Source organism: Paenibacillus sp. J22P51 (assembly GCF_059692215.1).
Window position 1 is genome coordinate 49,721 of sequence record NZ_JCAUAZ010000015.1, and the last position, 19,248, is coordinate 68,968.

Annotated in this window: 14 protein-coding genes; 8 read left to right on the forward strand and 6 right to left on the reverse strand. The window is 45.0% G+C overall.

Annotated features, from left to right (window positions below; translation table 11 throughout):
• Window positions 1–120 precede the first annotated feature (120 nt).
• Together AC58QC_RS24655 and AC58QC_RS24660 are read left to right on the forward strand one after the other, a co-directional pair.
• Entirely contained in the window at window positions 121–1,788 is a 1,668-nt protein-coding gene (locus AC58QC_RS24655; protein ID WP_497417689.1) for an FAD-binding dehydrogenase, read from the forward strand.
• Between the two features lie 291 nt (window positions 1,789–2,079).
• Window positions 2,080–3,975 carry an LTA synthase family protein gene (locus AC58QC_RS24660; protein WP_497417690.1) on the forward strand — a complete coding sequence of 632 codons (1,896 nt, stop codon included), beginning with the start codon at window positions 2,080–2,082 and terminating at the stop codon, window positions 3,973–3,975.
• Between the two features lie 863 nt (window positions 3,976–4,838).
• On the opposite strand, the gene AC58QC_RS24665 is transcribed toward AC58QC_RS24660, so the two are convergent.
• The 4 genes from AC58QC_RS24665 to AC58QC_RS24680 all read right to left on the reverse strand — a co-directional run bounded on the left by AC58QC_RS24665 (window position 4,839) and on the right by AC58QC_RS24680 (window position 9,014).
• A complete protein-coding gene (locus tag AC58QC_RS24665; RefSeq protein WP_497417691.1) occupies window positions 4,839–5,381 on the reverse strand; it encodes a hypothetical protein in 543 nt (180 codons plus the stop codon).
• Between the two features lie 378 nt (window positions 5,382–5,759).
• Window positions 5,760–6,713: an NAD-dependent epimerase/dehydratase family protein gene (locus AC58QC_RS24670; protein ID WP_497417692.1), complete on the reverse strand. Its 954-nt coding sequence runs from the start codon at window positions 6,711–6,713 to the stop codon at window positions 5,760–5,762.
• Between the two features lie 28 nt (window positions 6,714–6,741).
• Window positions 6,742–8,034 carry a UDP-glucose dehydrogenase family protein gene (locus tag AC58QC_RS24675; RefSeq protein WP_497417693.1) on the reverse strand — a complete coding sequence of 431 codons (1,293 nt, stop codon included), beginning with the start codon at window positions 8,032–8,034 and terminating at the stop codon, window positions 6,742–6,744.
• On the reverse strand, window positions 8,031–9,014 hold the full coding sequence (locus AC58QC_RS24680) for a sugar phosphate nucleotidyltransferase (RefSeq protein WP_497417694.1): 984 nt from the start codon (window positions 9,012–9,014) through the stop codon (window positions 8,031–8,033). The genes AC58QC_RS24675 and AC58QC_RS24680 overlap by 4 nt, the downstream gene beginning before the upstream one ends.
• A 239-nt stretch (window positions 9,015–9,253) precedes the next feature.
• Here AC58QC_RS24680 and AC58QC_RS24685 point away from each other — a divergent pair, with 239 nt between their 5' ends.
• Window positions 9,254–9,766: a hypothetical protein gene (locus tag AC58QC_RS24685; protein ID WP_497417695.1), complete on the forward strand. Its 513-nt coding sequence runs from the start codon at window positions 9,254–9,256 to the stop codon at window positions 9,764–9,766.
• A 283-nt stretch (window positions 9,767–10,049) separates the two neighbouring features.
• Here AC58QC_RS24685 and AC58QC_RS24690 read toward each other — a convergent pair whose 3' ends face one another.
• Window positions 10,050–11,192, reverse strand: coding sequence for a glycosyltransferase family 4 protein (locus AC58QC_RS24690; protein WP_497417696.1), 1,143 nt, complete (start codon window positions 11,190–11,192; stop codon window positions 10,050–10,052).
• A 19-nt stretch (window positions 11,193–11,211) separates the two neighbouring features.
• Window positions 11,212–13,293, reverse strand: a complete 2,082-nt coding sequence (locus AC58QC_RS24695; protein ID WP_497417697.1) for a CotS family spore coat protein — start codon at window positions 13,291–13,293, stop codon at window positions 11,212–11,214.
• Between the two features lie 256 nt (window positions 13,294–13,549).
• Between AC58QC_RS24695 and AC58QC_RS24700 the strand changes: the two genes are divergently transcribed.
• The 5 genes from AC58QC_RS24700 (at window position 13,550) to AC58QC_RS24720 (ending at window position 19,144) form a co-directional block, all read left to right on the forward strand.
• Complete coding sequence (locus AC58QC_RS24700) at window positions 13,550–13,996, forward strand: DUF1761 domain-containing protein (RefSeq protein WP_497417698.1); 447 nt, start codon at window positions 13,550–13,552, stop codon at window positions 13,994–13,996.
• Between the two features lie 108 nt (window positions 13,997–14,104).
• Window positions 14,105–14,839 carry a phytanoyl-CoA dioxygenase family protein gene (locus AC58QC_RS24705; RefSeq protein WP_497417699.1) on the forward strand — a complete coding sequence of 245 codons (735 nt, stop codon included), beginning with the start codon at window positions 14,105–14,107 and terminating at the stop codon, window positions 14,837–14,839.
• A gap of 65 nt (window positions 14,840–14,904) precedes the next feature.
• Window positions 14,905–15,738 carry an AraC family transcriptional regulator gene (locus AC58QC_RS24710; RefSeq protein WP_497417700.1) on the forward strand — a complete coding sequence of 278 codons (834 nt, stop codon included), beginning with the start codon at window positions 14,905–14,907 and terminating at the stop codon, window positions 15,736–15,738.
• 71 nt (window positions 15,739–15,809) lie between these two features.
• Window positions 15,810–15,980 (forward strand): hypothetical protein, encoded by a 171-nt coding sequence (locus AC58QC_RS24715; RefSeq protein ID WP_497243885.1) that lies wholly within the window; start codon window positions 15,810–15,812, stop codon window positions 15,978–15,980.
• 416 nt (window positions 15,981–16,396) lie between these two features.
• A complete protein-coding gene (locus tag AC58QC_RS24720) occupies window positions 16,397–19,144 on the forward strand; it encodes a carbohydrate binding domain-containing protein (RefSeq protein ID WP_497417701.1) in 2,748 nt (915 codons plus the stop codon).
• Window positions 19,145–19,248: the final 104 nt, after the last annotated feature.

Here is a 19,248-nt window from a genome sequence, read left to right on the forward strand (position 1 = left end):
GGAAATCACCTTCCTATGAATTGCCTCCTTTTTGGCTATAGTGGTCAGAAGGGGGCAATTTGTATGCAAAAGATCGGAATTAAGGCTAGCTAGAGACAAGAATTAAAGGAGAATTCGATCATGGAATTTGATGCTATTGTAGTGGGCGCGGGACTCGCAGGTTTAGTGGCAACAGTTGAAATCGCAGATGCAGGCAAAAGTGTCTTGCTCCTGGATCAAGAACCAGAAGCTTCCTTCGGCGGACAAGCCTGGTGGTCATTCGGCGGATTGTTTCTGGTTAACTCACCAGAGCAGCGCCGTCTAGGCATTAAGGATTCGCAAGAGCTAGCCTGGCAGGATTGGCAGGGGTCTGCTGGCTTTGATCGCGAAGACGATGAGGACTACTGGGGCCGCAAGTGGGCGGAAGCTTACGTCGAATTCGCCTCTGGTGAAAAGCGCGAGTGGCTGCATGCGATGGGGGTACGCTTTTTCCCAGTTGTCGGCTGGGCAGAACGTGGCGGTTATCTCGCAGAGGGACATGGCAATTCGGTACCTCGCTTCCACATTGTGTGGGGAACGGGCCCAGGCATCGTCGCCCCATTTGAACAACGCATTCGCGCGCATATGAAGGACGGACGTGTCGTCTATCAACCACGTCATCGCGTGAACGAGCTTATTGAAAGCGGCGGCGCAATCACCGGTGTTCGCGGTGCGGTACTTGTGCCTAGCTCGGCAGCACGCGGAGAAGCGAGCTCGCGTGAGGTGATTGGCGAATTTGAATACCGTGCACAAGCGGTAATCGTAAGCAGCGGCGGTATTGGCGCTAACCACGAGCTAATTCGGCAATATTGGCCGAGTCGGCTAGGCGAAGCTCCCAAGCGCATGCTCTCTGGCGTGCCCGCACATGTCGATGGACGTATGCTCGCCATTACGGAGCAATCCGGAGGTCGGATTGTGAACCGCGACCGGATGTGGCATTACACGGAAGGAATCAAGAATTGGAATCCCGTGTGGCATAATCACGGCATTCGCATTCTCCCAGGGCCATCCTCACTCTGGTTGGATGCACGAGGTCAGCGTTTTCCTGCTCCGAACTTCCCAGGCTTTGATACATTAGGTACGTTGGATGCGATTCAGAAGTCAGGCTACAGCTATTCATGGTTTATTTTGACCCAGAAAATAATTGAGCGTGAATTCGCACTGTCAGGCTCCGAACAGAATCCAGACTTGACTGGGAAAAGTATACGTAAAGTGTTGTCTAGAGCACTGCCAGGGGCGATGGCACCTGTTCAAGCTTTTATGGACAAGGGAGAGGATTTCGTTGTTGCACCTACTTTGGCTGAGCTTGTCGCTGGTATGAATGCGTTGACGGAGGACAAGTTGCTTGATTTTGACCATATTGAACGGCAAATCAAGGCGAGGGATCGGGAAATCGCGCACGCCTTTACCAAAGATCTGCAAATCACAGCGATTCGAGGCGCTCGAAATTATATTGGTGATAAATTAATTCGCGTTGCTAAGCCGCATCGTTTCTTGGACCCTCAAAATGGGCCGCTCATCGCGGTGCGCTTGAATATCGTAAGCCGCAAAACCTTAGGTGGGCTGCAAACGGACTTATCCGGTCGTGTACTGAATCAGGCGGGGGAGGCTATACCAGGTCTGTATGCTGCCGGAGAGGCAAGCGGCTTCGGCGGCGGCGGTCTTCACGGGTATCGAGCGCTGGAAGGTACGTTTCTCGGTGGCTGCTTATTTTCCGGCCGAACAGCGGGACGAGCTGTTGCGAAGGAACTAAATAAACTGTATCTATAACGAGAGAAGATATGATGGTGCTCACTGAGCGGACCTTACGCGTATCGAACCATCTCTCTGTCAAGGGTGATCAATCTGATCTGACTTTTTATATGCAGTGAGAACAAGTCGGGTAGGTATATCTGTAGGAAAGACCTTGGGGCACCTGTCTCAGGGCTTTTTTCATTGCTTTTCAGTCCGAAGCGCGCTGCTTGTCGCTATATTGCAATATTTGTAAGCAACATGCGCTTGCTACTTGTGTTAAAATGGGGAAATCGGTTTGAAATCAACAGGTATGAGGTGAATCGTTTTTTGCTGCAATTATCAGTCAATAAAAGAAGAACCTTCCGTTCCACAATTCAAAATATCATTCGTTTGGTTGTGAGCAGCGAGAAGTTGTCGTTGTATACGTTCTTTGCAATTCTATTGAAGTCGCAGCTCTTATTGGCTGCCTTGCATGCGCCAGATAATGCGGGGATCAATATTGGCAAAATGTATTTCACTGTTCCGCCAGTCCTCTCTCATTTGATGTTCATTTTGTTTGTCGTCGTGATTGGACTCTTCTTCAAAAAGCGAGGACGCCGTAACTATTTAATAAGTATACAGGTGCTGATTAGCTTCCTATTGGTATGCGATTTGGTTTATTACAGGGCGTATGCGGCGTTTCTATCACTACGTTTTATTAACCATCCGAATGGGTTTAATCCACTCGACTATAATCTGTGGACCTTCCTACGTCCGTTTGATTTATGGCTGTTTATTGATCTCGTGGTGCTCGCTGCGGTTGCGCTTTTCCGTATGAAGAACAGCTCGATCCTGTCACGAAGACGTGAACACAAAAGGCAGCCCGTGTTGGCTGTCGCATTGATGTTACTAGCTGCGAGTATTGTTTATTACGATCATTATCGCATCGATGTAAAGGATACGACCAATGGTGAGATGATGTTCTTCAATCTTAGTTGGGCGCCTTTTCAATCAATGTCAGATATGTCACCAATTGGTTATCATCTCTATGATGGATTGCGTCTTTTCGGAGACGCGAAAGGGATTGATCTTACCGATCAAGCAAGCGCAGAAGTACAGGAATGGCTATTGAAGAACGGTGAAGGTCTCCCGGATAATAGCTACAAAGGGATGTTTCAAGGGAAGAACCTAATCGTCATTCAGGTGGAATCGTTAGAAAATTTCGTGATAGGTCAGCAGGTTAACGGGCAAGAGATTACGCCGAACATCAACCGTTTATTAGGAAATAGTTTATATTTCCCGAATTTCTATGAGCAGGTCAACAATGGGACGAGTTCAGATAGCGATTTACTGACGACTACATCGGTATTTCCAGTTCGATCAGGCGCGAATTTCTTCCGATATCCAACAAACACCTATAATTCGTTGCCAAAGCTGATGGAGGGAATAGGGTATCAAACGATTTCCACCCATTCAGAACCCGCGGGGAGTTGGAACTGGGTCGAGGCTCATCACAATATCGGATACCAAACGAGTTGGGATCTAGGGAAGTACAAGGTGGATGATATCGTAGGACTTGGTTTGTCAGACGAGTCTTACCTCAGACAGCTTGGGGATAAAATAACATCAGTCCAATCTCCATTTATGCTTCATGTCATTACTTTATCCAGCCATGGGCCTTTCGATTTACCAGAGAAAACAAAGGAACTTCGATTAGATCCGAGCTTGGATAAGACGATCATGGGCGCTTATTTCCAAGCGATCAATTACACGGACAAACAGATTGGCGCATTCTTAAATAAGCTGGATCAATCAGGTTTGTTGGATCAGACGGTTGTTGCGATTTATGGTGACCACACAGGTGTGCACAAGTATTATCAGGACCAGGTCGACGCGATACCATCCATGGAAAATGAAGCTTGGAGAACGCATTCGCTGCAACTCCCGTTCATTATTTACAGCAAAGGGATGCAGGGCGAGCAGATTCCCACAATCGGGGGACAAATAGACACATTGCCTACGCTTGCTTACCTCATGGGTGTAGATAAAACGAAATTCGAGTCAACGGCGATGGGCAAAATTCTTGTGAATACGAATAAAAATTTCACGATTCTCAATAATGGCACGCTGGTTGGCGAGCCGCGGGATGCGGAGAAAGATCACATCCTGCGTTCGTTCCAAATCGCTGATTGGCTGCATCAGAGCAACTATTTTGCAAAATATGCCGCGTCCGCACAAGAGTAAGTCGATATATTCGACTAACTGGCCTGCTGATGCCGCGGCCGCGCAAGAGTAAGCGATATATTCGTCTAACTGGCCTGCTAGTGCCGCGTCCGCGCAAGAGTAAGTCGATATATTCGACTAACTGGCCTGCTGATGCCGCGTCCGCGCAAGAGTAAGTCGATATATTCGACTAACTGGCCTGCTGATGCCGCGTCGGCGCAAGAGTAAGTCGATATATTCGACTAACTGGTCTGCTGATGCCGCGGCCGCGCAAGAGTAAGCGATATATTCGACTAACTGGCCTGCTAGTGCCGCGTCCGCGCAAGAGTAAGTCGATATATTCGACTAACTGGCCTGCTAGTGCCGCGTCCGCGCAAGAGTAAGTCGATATATTCGACTAACTGGCCTGCTGATGCCGCGTCCGCGCAAGAGTTAGTCGATATATTCGACTAACTGGCCTGCTAGTGCCGCGTCCGCGCAAGAGTTAGTCGATATATTCGACTAACTGGCCTGCAAGTCCCGCGGTCGTGCACGAGTTAGTCGATATATTCGACTATCTGGCCAGCTAGTGCCGCTGTCCGCGGCGAAAAGGAACTAGGATACCCTATTTGCTATATAATGCGCGGGAACGTCAACGATGGGGAAATTGAGTATCTTATTTACCCCAAAATGCCGAAATAGACGAAAAATCGGGCAAAAAGCGGACTCAGTTTCCCTTTCATGCCTGAACCGACTTATTTCCTCCCAATAGTGGACTCGCGTACTGTTTACTCACGTTCCGTTTCGAAACCCTAGCCAGGGGGCAATGCGTTGAAATGGCGAAGAGGCTGTACACAAGTATCTGAAACGACTTGTGTACAGCCTCTTTTTGTTCTTGCTAGTCCTTATTTCACTTCAACTAGAAGGAATTTATCGTTTACTTTTTTCGTCGTATACGTAACTCCTTCTTTTGTTGTGAATTTCACGAGTTCAGGCGTGTTCGCTTTATCAAACGTGATATCTTCTTTCTTCGTTGCCAAAATATTGGACGTGAAATACGATTTCGTATTCGTAAGGAAAGCCTCGCCCGCTTTTTTATCCGTTACGTAATGAGTCATTAACGTATCTACCAACGAAGCGTCGATGTAGCTGGATAGAAATTTCTTTGCTGTTTCTTTATCTTTTGCAGCAATTGGGTTAACGATGAAAGCGCCGTCTGCTGATTTCGCTTCAGCGAACAAGTAATCTACTTTCTCGCGTGCAATTCTAGCTGCGATATAGCCTTTCATGTTCGTTGCATCTTGCGTTACAGCAGCGGTTGCTTGTGGAGCTGCTGATGCTGTAGTTGCAGGTGTTGGTGAAGTTGTAGAATCTTTGGAAGTACATGCAGCGACTGTTACTGCCATTGTAAGTATTAGAAGCCCTGCAGCTGTTTTTTTCAATGTCATGTGGGTACACCTCATCATAATTTATGTACTGGCTTATATTGTTAAATAATCCGAATTCTATGTTAATAGGATAGCCAGCAAGATAAAAATATAAACGATAAGATTGGGAATTGCAAACGTTAGTGAGCGCGAAAATACGGGAGAATGCTGATTTTCTTAATTGGAAGTCATGGAAACGCTTGTAATTGTGACGAATTGCGGGGAATTCAGACTTGATATTTTCAAATAACTGGATTGGATGCATCAAAAACGATCAATTTCCCCCTTTATTTACAAATAAATGGATTTCATGACGTTAAATTGGTCTATTCTTTGTCCAAATTACGAATTTATTTGCACGGAGCGTAGAAAGGATGTCCATCCAAATAGAAAAACTCCTTATAAATAAGGAGTTTGGGATAAATCCATGATTTCTGCTTGTAATCCACTGCGTAAATCGGTTTTTGGTTGATAGCCGAGCAGCGCTTGTGCCTTACTGATATCTGCCCAGGTATGTCGAGGCTCTCCCGAGGCCTTGCCAAGAAATTGCCTGTCTATTTTCCGTTCAAAAAGCTCCTCAAGAATGGCGATGCAATCAAGGACAGAGGCGCGTTCTTTGCCTCCGATATTGATGGTTTCGCCTATGACGTTTGCTGCATAGGCCGTTGCTGCGATGGCTTCTACACAGTCGCCAACAAATGTAAAGTCGCGTGTTTGGAGGCCATCTCCGTGGATAGGGATTGGTTTATTTTGCCGAATATGCTGGATAAACCGATGAAACGCCATGTCAGGACGCTGTCTAGGACCGTACACAGTGAAGAATCGTAAAATAACGATAGGTAGCTCATCTTTCGTTGCATAAACCTTACAGAGCTGCTCTCCAGTCAGTTTGGTGACCCCGTAAGGCGAGAGTGGCACTGTCGTAGCGGCCTCATTCACTTGATTCGTTTTTTCGCCGTACACGGAGGATGTCGATGCATAAACGATTTTACTAACGGGATACGTACGACAGCCTTCTAGCAGCCTTTGGGTAGCTTCGATGTTATTGGTGACGTAGGTTTTAAAATCTTCCCCCCAGCTAGAACGCACGCCAGGCATCCCAGCCAAGTGGTAGACAATATCTACGCCAGGAAGAATCTCCGCCCACGGAACATGTAATAAATCCTGGTTAATGAAGGTGAATCGAGCGTGAGGAAGTAAGAAACGAAGGTTATACTCCCTAACGGGAACAGGGGTCGGAGATTTCTGAACATAAGCATCCAATCCAATGACTTCGTTATGTGGATCCTGGAGAAGTTTTTCACAAAGATGAGATCCGATAAACCCTGCTGCTCCTGTGACGAGTATTTTCATTTTCAAGTAACCTCCCATCTCAAGCAGATTATCTATTTCCAATGCCATAATAAGCATAGCCTAGCTTGGTCATTTCTTTGCCACTCAGCATATTTCTTCCATCAAAAACAAAATAATCATTCAAATGCGTTCGTAACTGTGCCCAATCTGCACGAATATAATCTTTCCATTCCGAGCAAAGGATGATTGCGTCACAATGCTGCAATGTGATCTCGATCGATTCGAATTGTTGAACCTTCTCAGAGCGAAGAGCTTCAGGCAGCTTGGCTATGGGATCGTGCACTCTGAGGTTCGCTTGTTTATGATGTAATTGTTGAATGATGGAAAGTGCGGGTGCTTCCCTTAAATCATCAGTATTCGGTTTAAAGGCAATGCCAAGGATCGCAATGGTTTTACCGCTGAATCCACCTAACTTTTGCTCCCACATGTTCAAAAAGTATGAAGACTGTGAGTTGTTGACGGCAACAACCCGTTCAAGAATGCTCATTTCAACTTGTTGCTCTTTCGCCGTATATAAGAGAGCCATACTGTCTTTCGGGAAGCAAGAGCCTCCATAACCGATCCCAGCTTTTAGGAAGTGGGGGCCTATCCGTTGGTCCATTCCAATTCCTTTGGTGACATCGGTGACATTGACCTCCAACGATTCACAGAGTCTTGCTAATTCATTCACGTAGGAAATTTTAGTTGCCAAGAAGGCATTCGATGCATATTTGATCAATTCCGCTGTTCGGGGTTTGGTCACAAAAATGGGGGCTTTTATGCTGCCATATAAGGATTGAATGACATTTGCGGCTTGCTCATTATCGCTTCCTATAATAATGCGATCCGGATTCAGTGAATCAAACAAGGCGCTGCCTTCCCGGAGGAACTCAGGGTTAGAAACAACATCGAAAGGGTGGGGATAGGTTTGGGCTTCTCTGACCCACTCGACTAATTTACGGTTTGTGTCTATAGGAACTGTGCTTTTCACAGTAATAATTTTATAGTCATCCATGAAAGTTCCAATACTATGGGCGGCTCCTCGAACAGCCTGAAGATCAGCGCTTCCATCTATATCGGAGGGGGTGCCGACACATATGAAAATGATGCTATTGTCTCGAATTCCCTTTTCTGGAGAAGAGATAAAATTGATTTTTCCAGATGCAATATGTTTCTTTAATAACAGGTCCAGCCCCGGTTCATAAAAGGATAAGTTACCCTCAGATAATGCCTGAATTTTGATCGTATCTGTATCTAACCCCGTTACCTGCCATCCGAGTTCTGCAAATACCAATCCAGTTGTAACGCCTACATACCCCATACCCATGATTAAAATGTTCATTTTCCTGACCCTCCGTCTTTTTGCACAAACACCGACTGTGGACTGATAATCGAGTTCGTCATTGGATAGTGGTTAGGGTTAAGAATGGCGTACTCTAGCAAAATGCTGTTCTCTATTGTACAACTTTCGAGTCTGACATTGGGTCCGATCGTCACATAAGGTCCGATCACACAATTGATTAATTCTGCACTAGGATCGATGCATACAGGTGGGATTAGAATAGTTCCTGGGTGATCCTGACGAGAAGTTAACAAACCTTCTTCTTCCATGAGCTTCAGCATCCACCTATTCGCGTCGAGCCAGCCTTCCATAGTTCCAACATCGGAGAAATTCTTATCTGTTATTTGATAAGCCACCGAATATTGTTGATGAATCAGCCACTGAATGGCGTCTGTAATTTCGTATTCGCCTCTGGCAGAGGGACTGATCGCATGCACAGCTTGAAAGATACTTGGTTTAAATGCATAACTCCCCAGAACCGCAAGATCTGACTTGGGCTCTGAAGGCTTTTCTTCCAGACCAATAATTCGATCTTTATCAATTTCGGCAATTCCAAATGCATTTGGATTCGCCACTTTTCTTAGAAGAATAGCTGCATCATGGTTCTCATGTGTAATTGCGTGACATAAGCCATGAAGATCTTGGGTAATCAAATTATCCCCAAGAAGCAGCACGAAAGGTTCGTTGTCCATGAAAGACTCGGAATGTTTCACAGCGTCTGAGATACCCAAAGGATTAATTTGAAAAATATATGTGATGTTTACATTCCACCTTTCGCCAGCACCTACTTCTTCCATAAACATGGTATAGAGGTTGGGCCGAATTACAATTCCGATCTCGTCGATGCCTAATTCCACTAGCTTTTCGATTCCATAATGAATTAAGGGTTTATTCGCCACTGGAAGCAGACCTTTAGGTTTTATATTGGTAAAAGGTTGGAGTCTAGTACCTTTGCCTGCACAGAGAATTAATCCTTTCATAAGCTTTTACCTCCTTGTCTATATGAAGACATTATTAATTTATGATGAAAATTATGAAATGTAAGGGCTATTCACAGGGAAAATAAGCTGATATGTATATGTTTTATGGGGAATCTTCTAGCGGGACAATCATAATCCGCCAATCTACTCTATCAAAAGCCTAAGCATGAAGTAGGAAAAATCATAGTATACATGGAGACAATAAAAGTTTCTAATTTAGAGCGAGAGGAATGATTTTTTTGGAAAGTTTGGAACAATTACTCAGTTATTTAAAAGCGCATCCTGAAGTGACAGAGCTCTCATTGGAGTATGAGAACGGTGACAAAGACAAGGTTGATTTATCCGAAATCAGTGATTTAATGACTGGCATTAACTGGTCAGAAGTCGATGAGGCTGAAGTGGAATTAGCTGACGGTACTAAGTTAGCGTTTGGTGCAGCTGATGACGATGACGACGAAGAGGATGAAGAATCAGACGAAGATGACGAAGATGATGATGAAGAAGATGAAGAAGAAGTAACGGTGTCAGCTGTAAGCGAAGAAGATGAAGAAGAAGACGATGACGATGACGATGATGACGACGAAGAAGATGACGACGAAGAAGATGAAGACGAAGAAGATGAAAATGAAGAAGAAGTGACTGTCGCTGCTACTGTTGGCGAAGAAGATGAAGAAGACGACGACGATGATGACGATGACGACGATGACGACGACGATGATAACGATAACGATGACGAAGAAGAAGAAGCATAAGTAGATAAATTAAAGTTTCCTCAAAGAGAATTGGTCAAGTAAGTAGACTGCTTGCTATTAGCTTGACACTCCATGCATGAAAAACCTCTTACTCTTGTTATGGCTTCTGCTAGTTTCGCAGAGGATCCATGCTCGTAGAAAGGGGTTTTTCCTGCAAATCAGGCGTCATCAGTTAACCAGACTTGTACTGAGACTCATGGCAAATAAAATGGGCTGTCCCTAAGTAGAAGTATCTACTTTTGGGACAGCCAGTTAAGTTAACTAGAAATCTCCATGTTTATACTTATCTTTGTTCCCAGACGGCAAGAATTTCTTGAGCAACTCGTTCCCATGAAAAATTCTGTTCAGCCAATCTTCGTCCATTAAGTCCCATACGTCGTGCATTGTTCAGATCAGATAGCATCGTATTTAGCCTCTGAGCATATTCACTCGGGTCTTCAGGGTTATTTATGAGAATGCCGTTATTATTCTTAACGATCTCAGGGTTACCCCCTCTAGCTGTTGTAAGAAATGGCAATCCAGCAGCCATCGCTTCATAGTGTACACGTGCCAAAGGTTCCTGCCAAATAGACGTGCAGACAAAGACATCTCCTGCACAGAACCAGCGGTGGACATCTTGCGCTGGAACATAGCCAGTCGTAATGACAGGAAGTGGTGAGCGTACGGCAAGCGCTCTGACGTAAGCGACATAGTCGCTTACCGAGTTATCACTGAACCAAGTACCGCCAACAACAACGAGTACAGCATCAGGATGTTTGATTTGAGACATTGCACGCACCAACACATGAGGTCCTTTATTGCGAGTTAGCCTCCCCACAAACAAAATGACTTTCTTATTGGAGAGGTTGTGTTCTGCCCTAAGGCTCTCCCGCGCACTTCGTGCACTTTCTGACTCCATCCAAGGAGCAAAGCGATTCATATCAACACCGGAGTAAATGGATTTAATTTTATCAGCCGCTTGAGGATAGTAATCGCAAATGGCGGTTCCAATATAATTACTTATGGTAATAATACGTTCTGTTTGTTCGATAACGGCATTTCCTACACTAAGATCAATCTTAAAGGGATTGAACATATCGTTATGCATACTTAGAATAATCCGTGATGAAGGGGCTACCTTCCGGACTGGAAGAACCAGTAAGGGACGGTTGAATATTTGAATAATATTATAATGTTCGGACGTATTTTGTAGGAATTGGATAACTCCGTCAGCGTATGCTTCTAGTAAACCATGTGATTCAACACGCACATATCGGATGCCATTTACAACTTCATCGTTCGGCAAATCAGGGTCAGTTCTTCCTAAAATGGTAATTCTGTGATGTTTACTTAGTAGCGTGGCCACACCGTCAATATAGGTTTGGATAGCTCCCCCTCGAATGTTGGGGACAGGCAGCTTTTCTGTACAGATCATCAGAATGTTCACAGGTTAACAGCTTCCTTTCTCAGGCAGTCCTTTTTCTGGGTTGAATCTGCCTTTTTTTCCACGGCGGCGGTACATTCTTATTCAGTTGTGGTTGTTGCATTTTTTTCATAGATGGCTTCACTACACGTTTAACAGGCTTCTTAAGTCCCAGTTTACGTTTCATTTGTTTCTTTATAGGTCGGCGTAAGGACTTCACTTTTTTCTTAGCACGCCATGTTTTGTAACCCCAGATAATCTTTATACCTGTGATGCGTTTCCATTTTGTGAGTCTCTTTTGTTTTCTTCGTTTGATATATCGGGTTTTCTTGATGATTCTGGTTCTTTTCAATGCGCGCCGCTTCCTTGGAACTCGGAGTTTAAATCGCTTTTGTCCGCGAGCAGGCAATTGAATGAGGGTTGGGACAGGAATTGGTATTGAAGGCACAGTAATAGCAGCAGGATCTCCTGCAGATACAGTTTCTGGTGTAACTGGAACCGAAACAGGCTCTGATACAACTGGAGCTTTGGCGTAGCCACTTTTTGGTTTACGTGTAGAAGGAACGGTGACCGCAACAGGCTCTTGTGTATAAGGTACAGGGATGACTTCCTTATCGACTGGTTTCTTGTCATAAACAGGTTCTGCTACTTCAGGTAACTCAGCATAAACTGGCTCTTGCTCAAGTGGAATTGGCATGATCTCTTCAACAGCAGGCGTAACAGGAGTTACTGGCGTAACAGGAGTTACTGGCGTAACAGGTGTTACAGGTGTTACAGGTGATACAGGTGTTATAGGCGTTACCGGCGTAACAGGTGATACAGGTACGACTGGTGTAACTGGCATATCGGAATAAATTGGTGTCAACAAATCTCCAGGAAGGACAACTGCCGGAAGTTGGATGGTTGGTTTGACGTAATCCGCTGAGTAGTCTCCAAGAGGGTAGTTGGCCTTATCTTTTTCAAGCTCGGTTAATGCCTGCCACTTACTTGTTTCTGTTGTCATGACTCTTTGAAGGACCATGTCTAGCTCAGTTTCAAGAAACACTTGCGGATTAAACACGATTTCTTTGACATGCTTATAAAATTCATTTGGAAAAGCCATATCGATCCACAAGATTTCGAAGGTTTCTTGATCAAGGGGATTGGCGCGATGATAAGCGTCAATCATGCCGCGAATCCAAGTCAAGTCCCACGAACCCATATCATCCATGGTGCTTGTGATCAGTTTACGTAAATCACGTATGGGTAAATCGTAGGAAACGCCGTCTAAGTCGATAACCCAGATGCCGCCAGGCCCCATTTGGCCGTTCGACCATCCGAAGTCTTGATGGGCAAGTCCCCAGTGGGGTTCACCTTTGGCTAACATTGCTTTGTAAGGGGAGTTTTGGAAACGAAGATACATGTCGTTAGCCTGCCGCTTGAATTCCTCAATAACGGCAAGTAAACTTGCGCTTGCTGCAGTTTCAGAATAGGCGTGGGCGATATCCTGAAACCATCCAATTTTGGCAATTATTTTTTCATAATATTTGCCCCAGCCGTAGATGCGCGATGATTTCTCAGAACCACTAGGAGGAACATAACCTTTTGAGTTTTTGTGGAATTCCCCTAAGCCAAAGCACAGCTGAGAGGCTCCTTCCAGGTCGACTTTGGATACGGGCACCAGGGGTTCAATCCAGTCTGTAACGATCCAGAGTTTACCACCTGCTTCAACGTAGTAATGGCCTTCCTTCGTAGGAATAAAAGCTGGAACCCTGTGACCTAAACCGGACATGTAGGCTTGAGCGCCGACACTGAAAAGACTTCTTCGAGGCCGTCTGTGCAAACATTTGATACTGAGATTGCCCTTACTTGTGCCGATCTTCCAAATAGCGCCGCCTTTATCTGGCTTAGAGGTAATCAAGAGCATATCATAGACCTGTAAGTCATAATGTCCCAATACCTCTCGTGCCAGCATTTCTAAACCAGGAGGAACATACATGTTAGCAACGACTCCTGGATCCAAAACATCATTTATCCAGGGAACTACTTGATAATTTTCCACCACCATCACTCCATCACGTATTTTAAAGTGAATTGTACGTTCAAATGCCCTTACAGATGCTGCGAAATTGCTATCGAGATTCATTTCTGTACAACTTGGTATTGCTGCAAATATGAAAGTTCACCTCACATAAACCAGATTAGGTTTATCTAATTCTATGCATATGTCATTAGGTGAATGGTTGATATGTACAAGAGTGGAACTTCATGAAAAACGGTTAGACTTTTGCATACCTTTTTACATAAAATAGGAATTGACATGAAACCAAACGGTTGTATATAATGAGAAACGAAACCAAAAGGTTTCGTAAAATTACATAGGCGAGATGAGGAGATTCGAAATGTTATTTCAAGAAATTAATTATTGGGCCGTGTTCGTTACGGGGATTTTATCGTTAGTATTAGGCTTTCTATGGATGGCAGTGATTTGGGCTAAACCTTATCAAAAGCACATGTACGGCAAGGGAGACCAAGTCGCTCTTAACGTAAGTAAAGCAGATAAGATCCAATCTTTTGTGATTTATATTCTTGTATCCTTTGTAACCTCTATTGCATTCGCAATATGTTTACAGCTATGGAAAGCTGGCGGACAAGCATTTGCGTATGATGGAGGCCGATTGTTGAATGCTTTCTGGTTTACCATGCTGCTAGCAGCGGGCTACACACTTCCGTTCACGGTTGGGAAAAAGGTATGGCAATTCAAAAGCTGGCTTGTCGTAGCTGTCGACACTTCCTATGAGATCGTTCGTTTCACGATGCTGTTGCTTGTTTTCTGGTTCTGGACATAGAATATCTGAAGATACGCTAACTTCTTCTAAGCTTATGATAAGCCATCCAATCCTACTGCGGGGTATAGTTAGTGTATAGCTAAGAACACACAATCAGGAGGGGTTAGGATGAGTAAATTAACACAAGAAGAAGTCGCGTTTTATAAGAAAAATGGGTATTTTCTGTATGAGAAACAGCTATTCTCCGCGGAGAAATTAGCCGAGCTAACGGATATATTTGAAGATCAGCTGAAGCAAAAAGGCAGCAAGCTTTCCGACGAGTTAGACACGCCGCATTTCCGTGAAGATCGTCTTTTACAATTTCTATTATCAGATGAAGTGTTGGATCTGGTTGAGCCAATTATCGGGCCTAACATTGGTCTTTGGTCCTCCCATTTTATTTGTAAGGATCCGTTCGTAGGTCGAGCAACGCCGTGGCATGAGGATTCTACCTATTGGAAAGGCCGCGTCAGTAACTTCGATAACATCATTACCGTATGGTTGGCTATCGATAATAGCACGAAGGAAAATGGCTGTATGCAAGTCATTCCAGGCACGCACAACAATGGATTTTCTGAATACGAGAGTGTAGATGGGGCGAAGAATCTCTTCAGTACCCAAATCAAAAATATGGACACTTCCACAGCCGTTCATTTTGAGCTGCAAAGAGGTCAATGCTCGCTGCATGATTCGCGTATCATTCATGGTGCAGATCCGAACAAGAGCGAATTCCGTCGCTGTGGCTACACTATGCGTTATTTTTCTACAGATACCAAAGTCTATGAGGATAAAAATCCGAACTTCAAAGTATGGCTGGCTCGCGGTAAAGATCTAGCTGGAAATAAATATGCGAACGTAGAGTAGAAGGAATCATGTCTTCTTTTATGGAAATCTTATGATAAACGAAATTCATACTGAGGAGGATGGGGATGAAGAAACAACCGGTGAGACTAACGAATGAGCAATTTATTCATCCTGCCTCCTCCTTTCAAATTTACTTTCAACAAGTCAATGAGCATCATGCACTACATTGGCACGAATTCTACGAGCTTTGCTTTGTACTTCAAGGTAGAGGCATGAATATTGTGAATGGAACTGAGCATGAGCTGAGGAAGGGAAGTTTGTTTCTGTTAACACCCGCAGATTTCCATGAAATCTATTCGTATCCCGATGAAACAATGGAGCTGTATAATCTAGTTTTTGATGAGAAACTGCTTGATCAGGAGATGCGAGAGTTCATGTTTGGGCAAGTAGCAGAATATATGGTTGACCTGAACGAGGCTCATCATGAGGTTATAGAGTCAGAGTTTCAATTGATTCGTGATGAGGTCCCAATGAAGAGGCCTGGACATCACATTCTGATCAAAGGTGCTTTCGAGCGAATCCTTTTGTATTTATTTCGTACATATAATGAAAGCAAACTTCATAAAGAGTCGCAGGAAGCTTCGTCACATCCCCCATCGCTTCAGCGAGCTCTCGTTTATATTCATCATCATTTTCGTGAAGCACTTCGTTTGGAGGACGCTGCAAAGCAGGCTGGATTGGCACCTAATTATTTTAGTCTCGTCTTTCATAAAATGACGGGTATTTCGTTCCAAATCTATTTGCAAGGTTTGCGACTGCAATTTGCCAAATCACTTCTGCAAGCGTCGGATATCCCGATTACCGAAATATGTTTCGCTTCTGGCTTCAATACGTTAACGCATTTCGAACGGGCATTCAAACAGAAATTCGGAGGCTCCCCGAGAACGTTCCGTTCCTAGATAAGGTGTGGGTTGCTTCCCAAATGTGTATAATAGAGTTATCTGATCTAAACAAAAGGGGAAGACTTCACATGATTACTTGCAAATCATGTTCCAAACGAACAGAGCTCCAAATGCAGCGTTGTACGCACTGCGGGGCCATGTTAACCTACACGGTTGCTGAGAAATTCGACATGATGGCCGAGTTGGTGGAACAAGCGCTGAAGCAGGAGCTCGAAGCGAGAAGAAGATTGAAGCATTAGACGAGTATGAATGTCATAGACGAGGCTGGGTTTACCCAGTGTGAGACACCCGACATGGTCTGGTGTTTTTTTTGCTCTGCCTCACTTGCTGTACTTGCCAATCTCGCCGCGAATAACTGGATTTTCTACAGTTAATTTTCAATAAATCCCGTCTATTCAGCAAATAGATGGATTCCATACAGTTAATTCCAGTCTTTTTTGCCGAGATGGTCATATATAAGGGGATTAACTACATAATTTCCATTTAACAGGTAGATTCCTGTTTAAGGTCAAGTTTTTGATGCTCAGTCCAATTCAATCTCAGATTGAAGAGCGTATACTTGTTTTGTAGGCGCTTACAGTGCTTCCAAAATAAGATGACTGGGGTGATAGTGATGTACACAGGTTTATTAAGCTTCAGGAGTAGGTCGATCATATTGGCTTGGGTTTTATCGCTCTTGTTGCTGTGGGGAATGATCTATACGCCGCCTGCGGCAGAAGCTGCTGTGACGGGCTATGTGACGCGATCAGGAAATCAGCTGCAGCTTGACGGTCAGCCATTTCGTTTCAGTTCGGCCAATATTTACTGGCTAGGCTTGGATGAGAATGTGCCAACGAATGGGACGATTGATTTCCCAACGAACTTCCGAGTGGATGATGCGCTCGCCACCGCCAAAGAAATGGGGGCTACCGTTGTTCGGTCCCATTTGGTGAACTCTTTTGGTTGTGCTAAATGTATTATGCCGACATTAGGGAATTACAATGAAGCAGCCTGGCAGAAGGTGGATTATGCCATTAAAGCCGCAGGAGATCAAGGGATTCGACTCATCCTGCCGGTTATTGATATGTATAATTACTACCACGGCGGCAAGAAAACATGGACCAAATGGTACGGATACCCGGATGATGGCATCATTTATACAGGGTATGAGTTTTTTAGTGATGCGAATATTATTACGGCGTTTAAGCAGCATTTGAGTGTCATGTTAAATCGGGTGAACACGTACACGGGAGTGGCTTACAAGAACGATCCGACGATTCTCGCATGGGAAACTGGGAATGAGCTGGGCTGGTACGACAATCCGACGCAATTAAAAAACTGGACACAGCAGATTGCGGATTACCTGAAACAGCAGGATACACATCACTTAGTAGCCGATGGGAACTACGGCATTGCAGATGCCCATTTGACCATTTCGAGCATCGATATGTATTCTGATCATTTCTATACGTGGGGGGATAAAGGCTTATCCGTCCCGGTTCTTCAAACACAAGCAAATAAAGTAAGAAATGCTGGTAAAGTCATGTTCGTCGGCGAGTATGATTGGAAGAGTGAGCAGTTCGGCACATTGGCCGCCTTCCATACGGCGATCGAGAATGATAGTGTCATCGCAGGTGACATGTACTGGGCTTTATTTGGCCATAACGATAACTATGGCTATGTCCAGCATCCGGATGGCTATACAGTCCACTATCCAGGTGACACGACATTTATGCGGACACAAGCGCAGCAAATGAGGAATCATGCCTATAAAATGAGAGGCATCACAACCGCGCCAGCGCATGGCATTCCTGGTGCGCCATTCATTACCGGTAACACAACTTCTGGCGGCAAATATGTGTTGAGCTGGCGCGGTTCCGTGCCTTCGGATAAATACACCGTTGAACGCTCCACAGCAGGCAGTAGTGGACCTTGGACTGTCGCGTGTAATCAATGCGTTACCGATAATCAAACACCTTGGACAGATACAGGTTCCACAGCAGGTGCTGCAACCTGGTACCGGGTCAAAGGTCATAATCTATCAGGTACAGCAGGCGCTTATTCAACGGTGTATGCGATTTCCGGTACGCAGCTGCAAGCACCTGGTAGCTTCACGCAATCGGCTCCAGCAAGTGGCGCAACCAGCGTGAACGTGACGCCGTCATTCACTTGGGGCACTGCCACCAACGCAGCTACCTACACGATTGTCGTCGCAGATAATGCGTCGTATTCAAGTCCCGTCATCAATGAGAGCGGGCTTACGAGCACTAGCTACACGCCATCGAATGTACTAACAAACAATAAAACATACTATTGGAAGGTAACAGCCGTTAACAGTACGGGTTCGACGAATGCCTCCAATGCTGGCATCTCATTTACTACGGCAGCACTCCCAGCACCAACTTCGACCGTTGATAATTTCGATAGCTATGCATCAGATGCAGCACTGCAATCCGCATATGTGAAAAATGCAAGCGGAAATACATTTACCATAACTCGAGAGGCTACGACGAAGGATGCTGGCGCATATGGTGCCAAAATCGTCTATACGGTCAATTCAACGACCAGTTATGCAGGAGCCGTGCACACGTTAGGTAATGCGAATTGGACCGGGAACACGAGTTTCAATCTGTGGGTAAAGCCAGACGGATCGAATCGTACATTAACGCTCCAGTTCAAGGAAACCAATGGCGAACTATGGGAAACGTACTATACACTTGCTGGTACAACAGCTACGACGCTGTCCATTCCGTTCACAAGCTTCCAGCACCCAGGTTGGTATAGTGGAGGGAACGGTGTCATTGATTTGGGCTCCATTGCAGAAAGCAATTTGTATATTAACAAAGGTTCAGGCGCAGATGGCAGCAGCACGATCTACGTGGATTCCATCAGTCTAGGCAACGGCACAACACCTCCACCGCCTACGACGGTCATCATCGATAATTATGAAGGCTATGGCGGATCCAATCCGAGCGTGCTTGCAGCTTATGTACGCAACACGGATGGCAATGCAATCACACCAACATTAGACGGCACGAATAAATCGCAAGGCTCATATGGATTGAAGCTTGCTTACACCATGGGAACGCCTAACTTTGCAGGGGTTGTGCATGCGATCAGTCAGAACTGGTCAGGTAAAAGCGGCATCCAATTGTGGCTCAAGCCAGATGGATCGAACCGTACGTTAACTATACAGTTCAAAGAGCCGAACGGAGAGCCATGGGAAACGACCTATACGCTCTCTAGTACAACAAGCGGAACGATTCAATTGCCGTTTACAGCCTTCCAGCATCCTCCTTGGTATTCCGGGGGCAATGGCACGAAGGATCTGGGTTCAATCTCCGAATTTAACCTTTACGTGAATCAAGGTTCAGGCGGAACAGGCAGCAGCACGATCTATGTCGATGATATCCAGGCTTATTAAGCGTCATCAGTGTTTGTGACCACAACTGAAGCCGTCATGCGGAAAATCCGTATGATGGCTTTTGCCTATATGATAGAATGAATGGGACCAGAGTTAAATTCTGG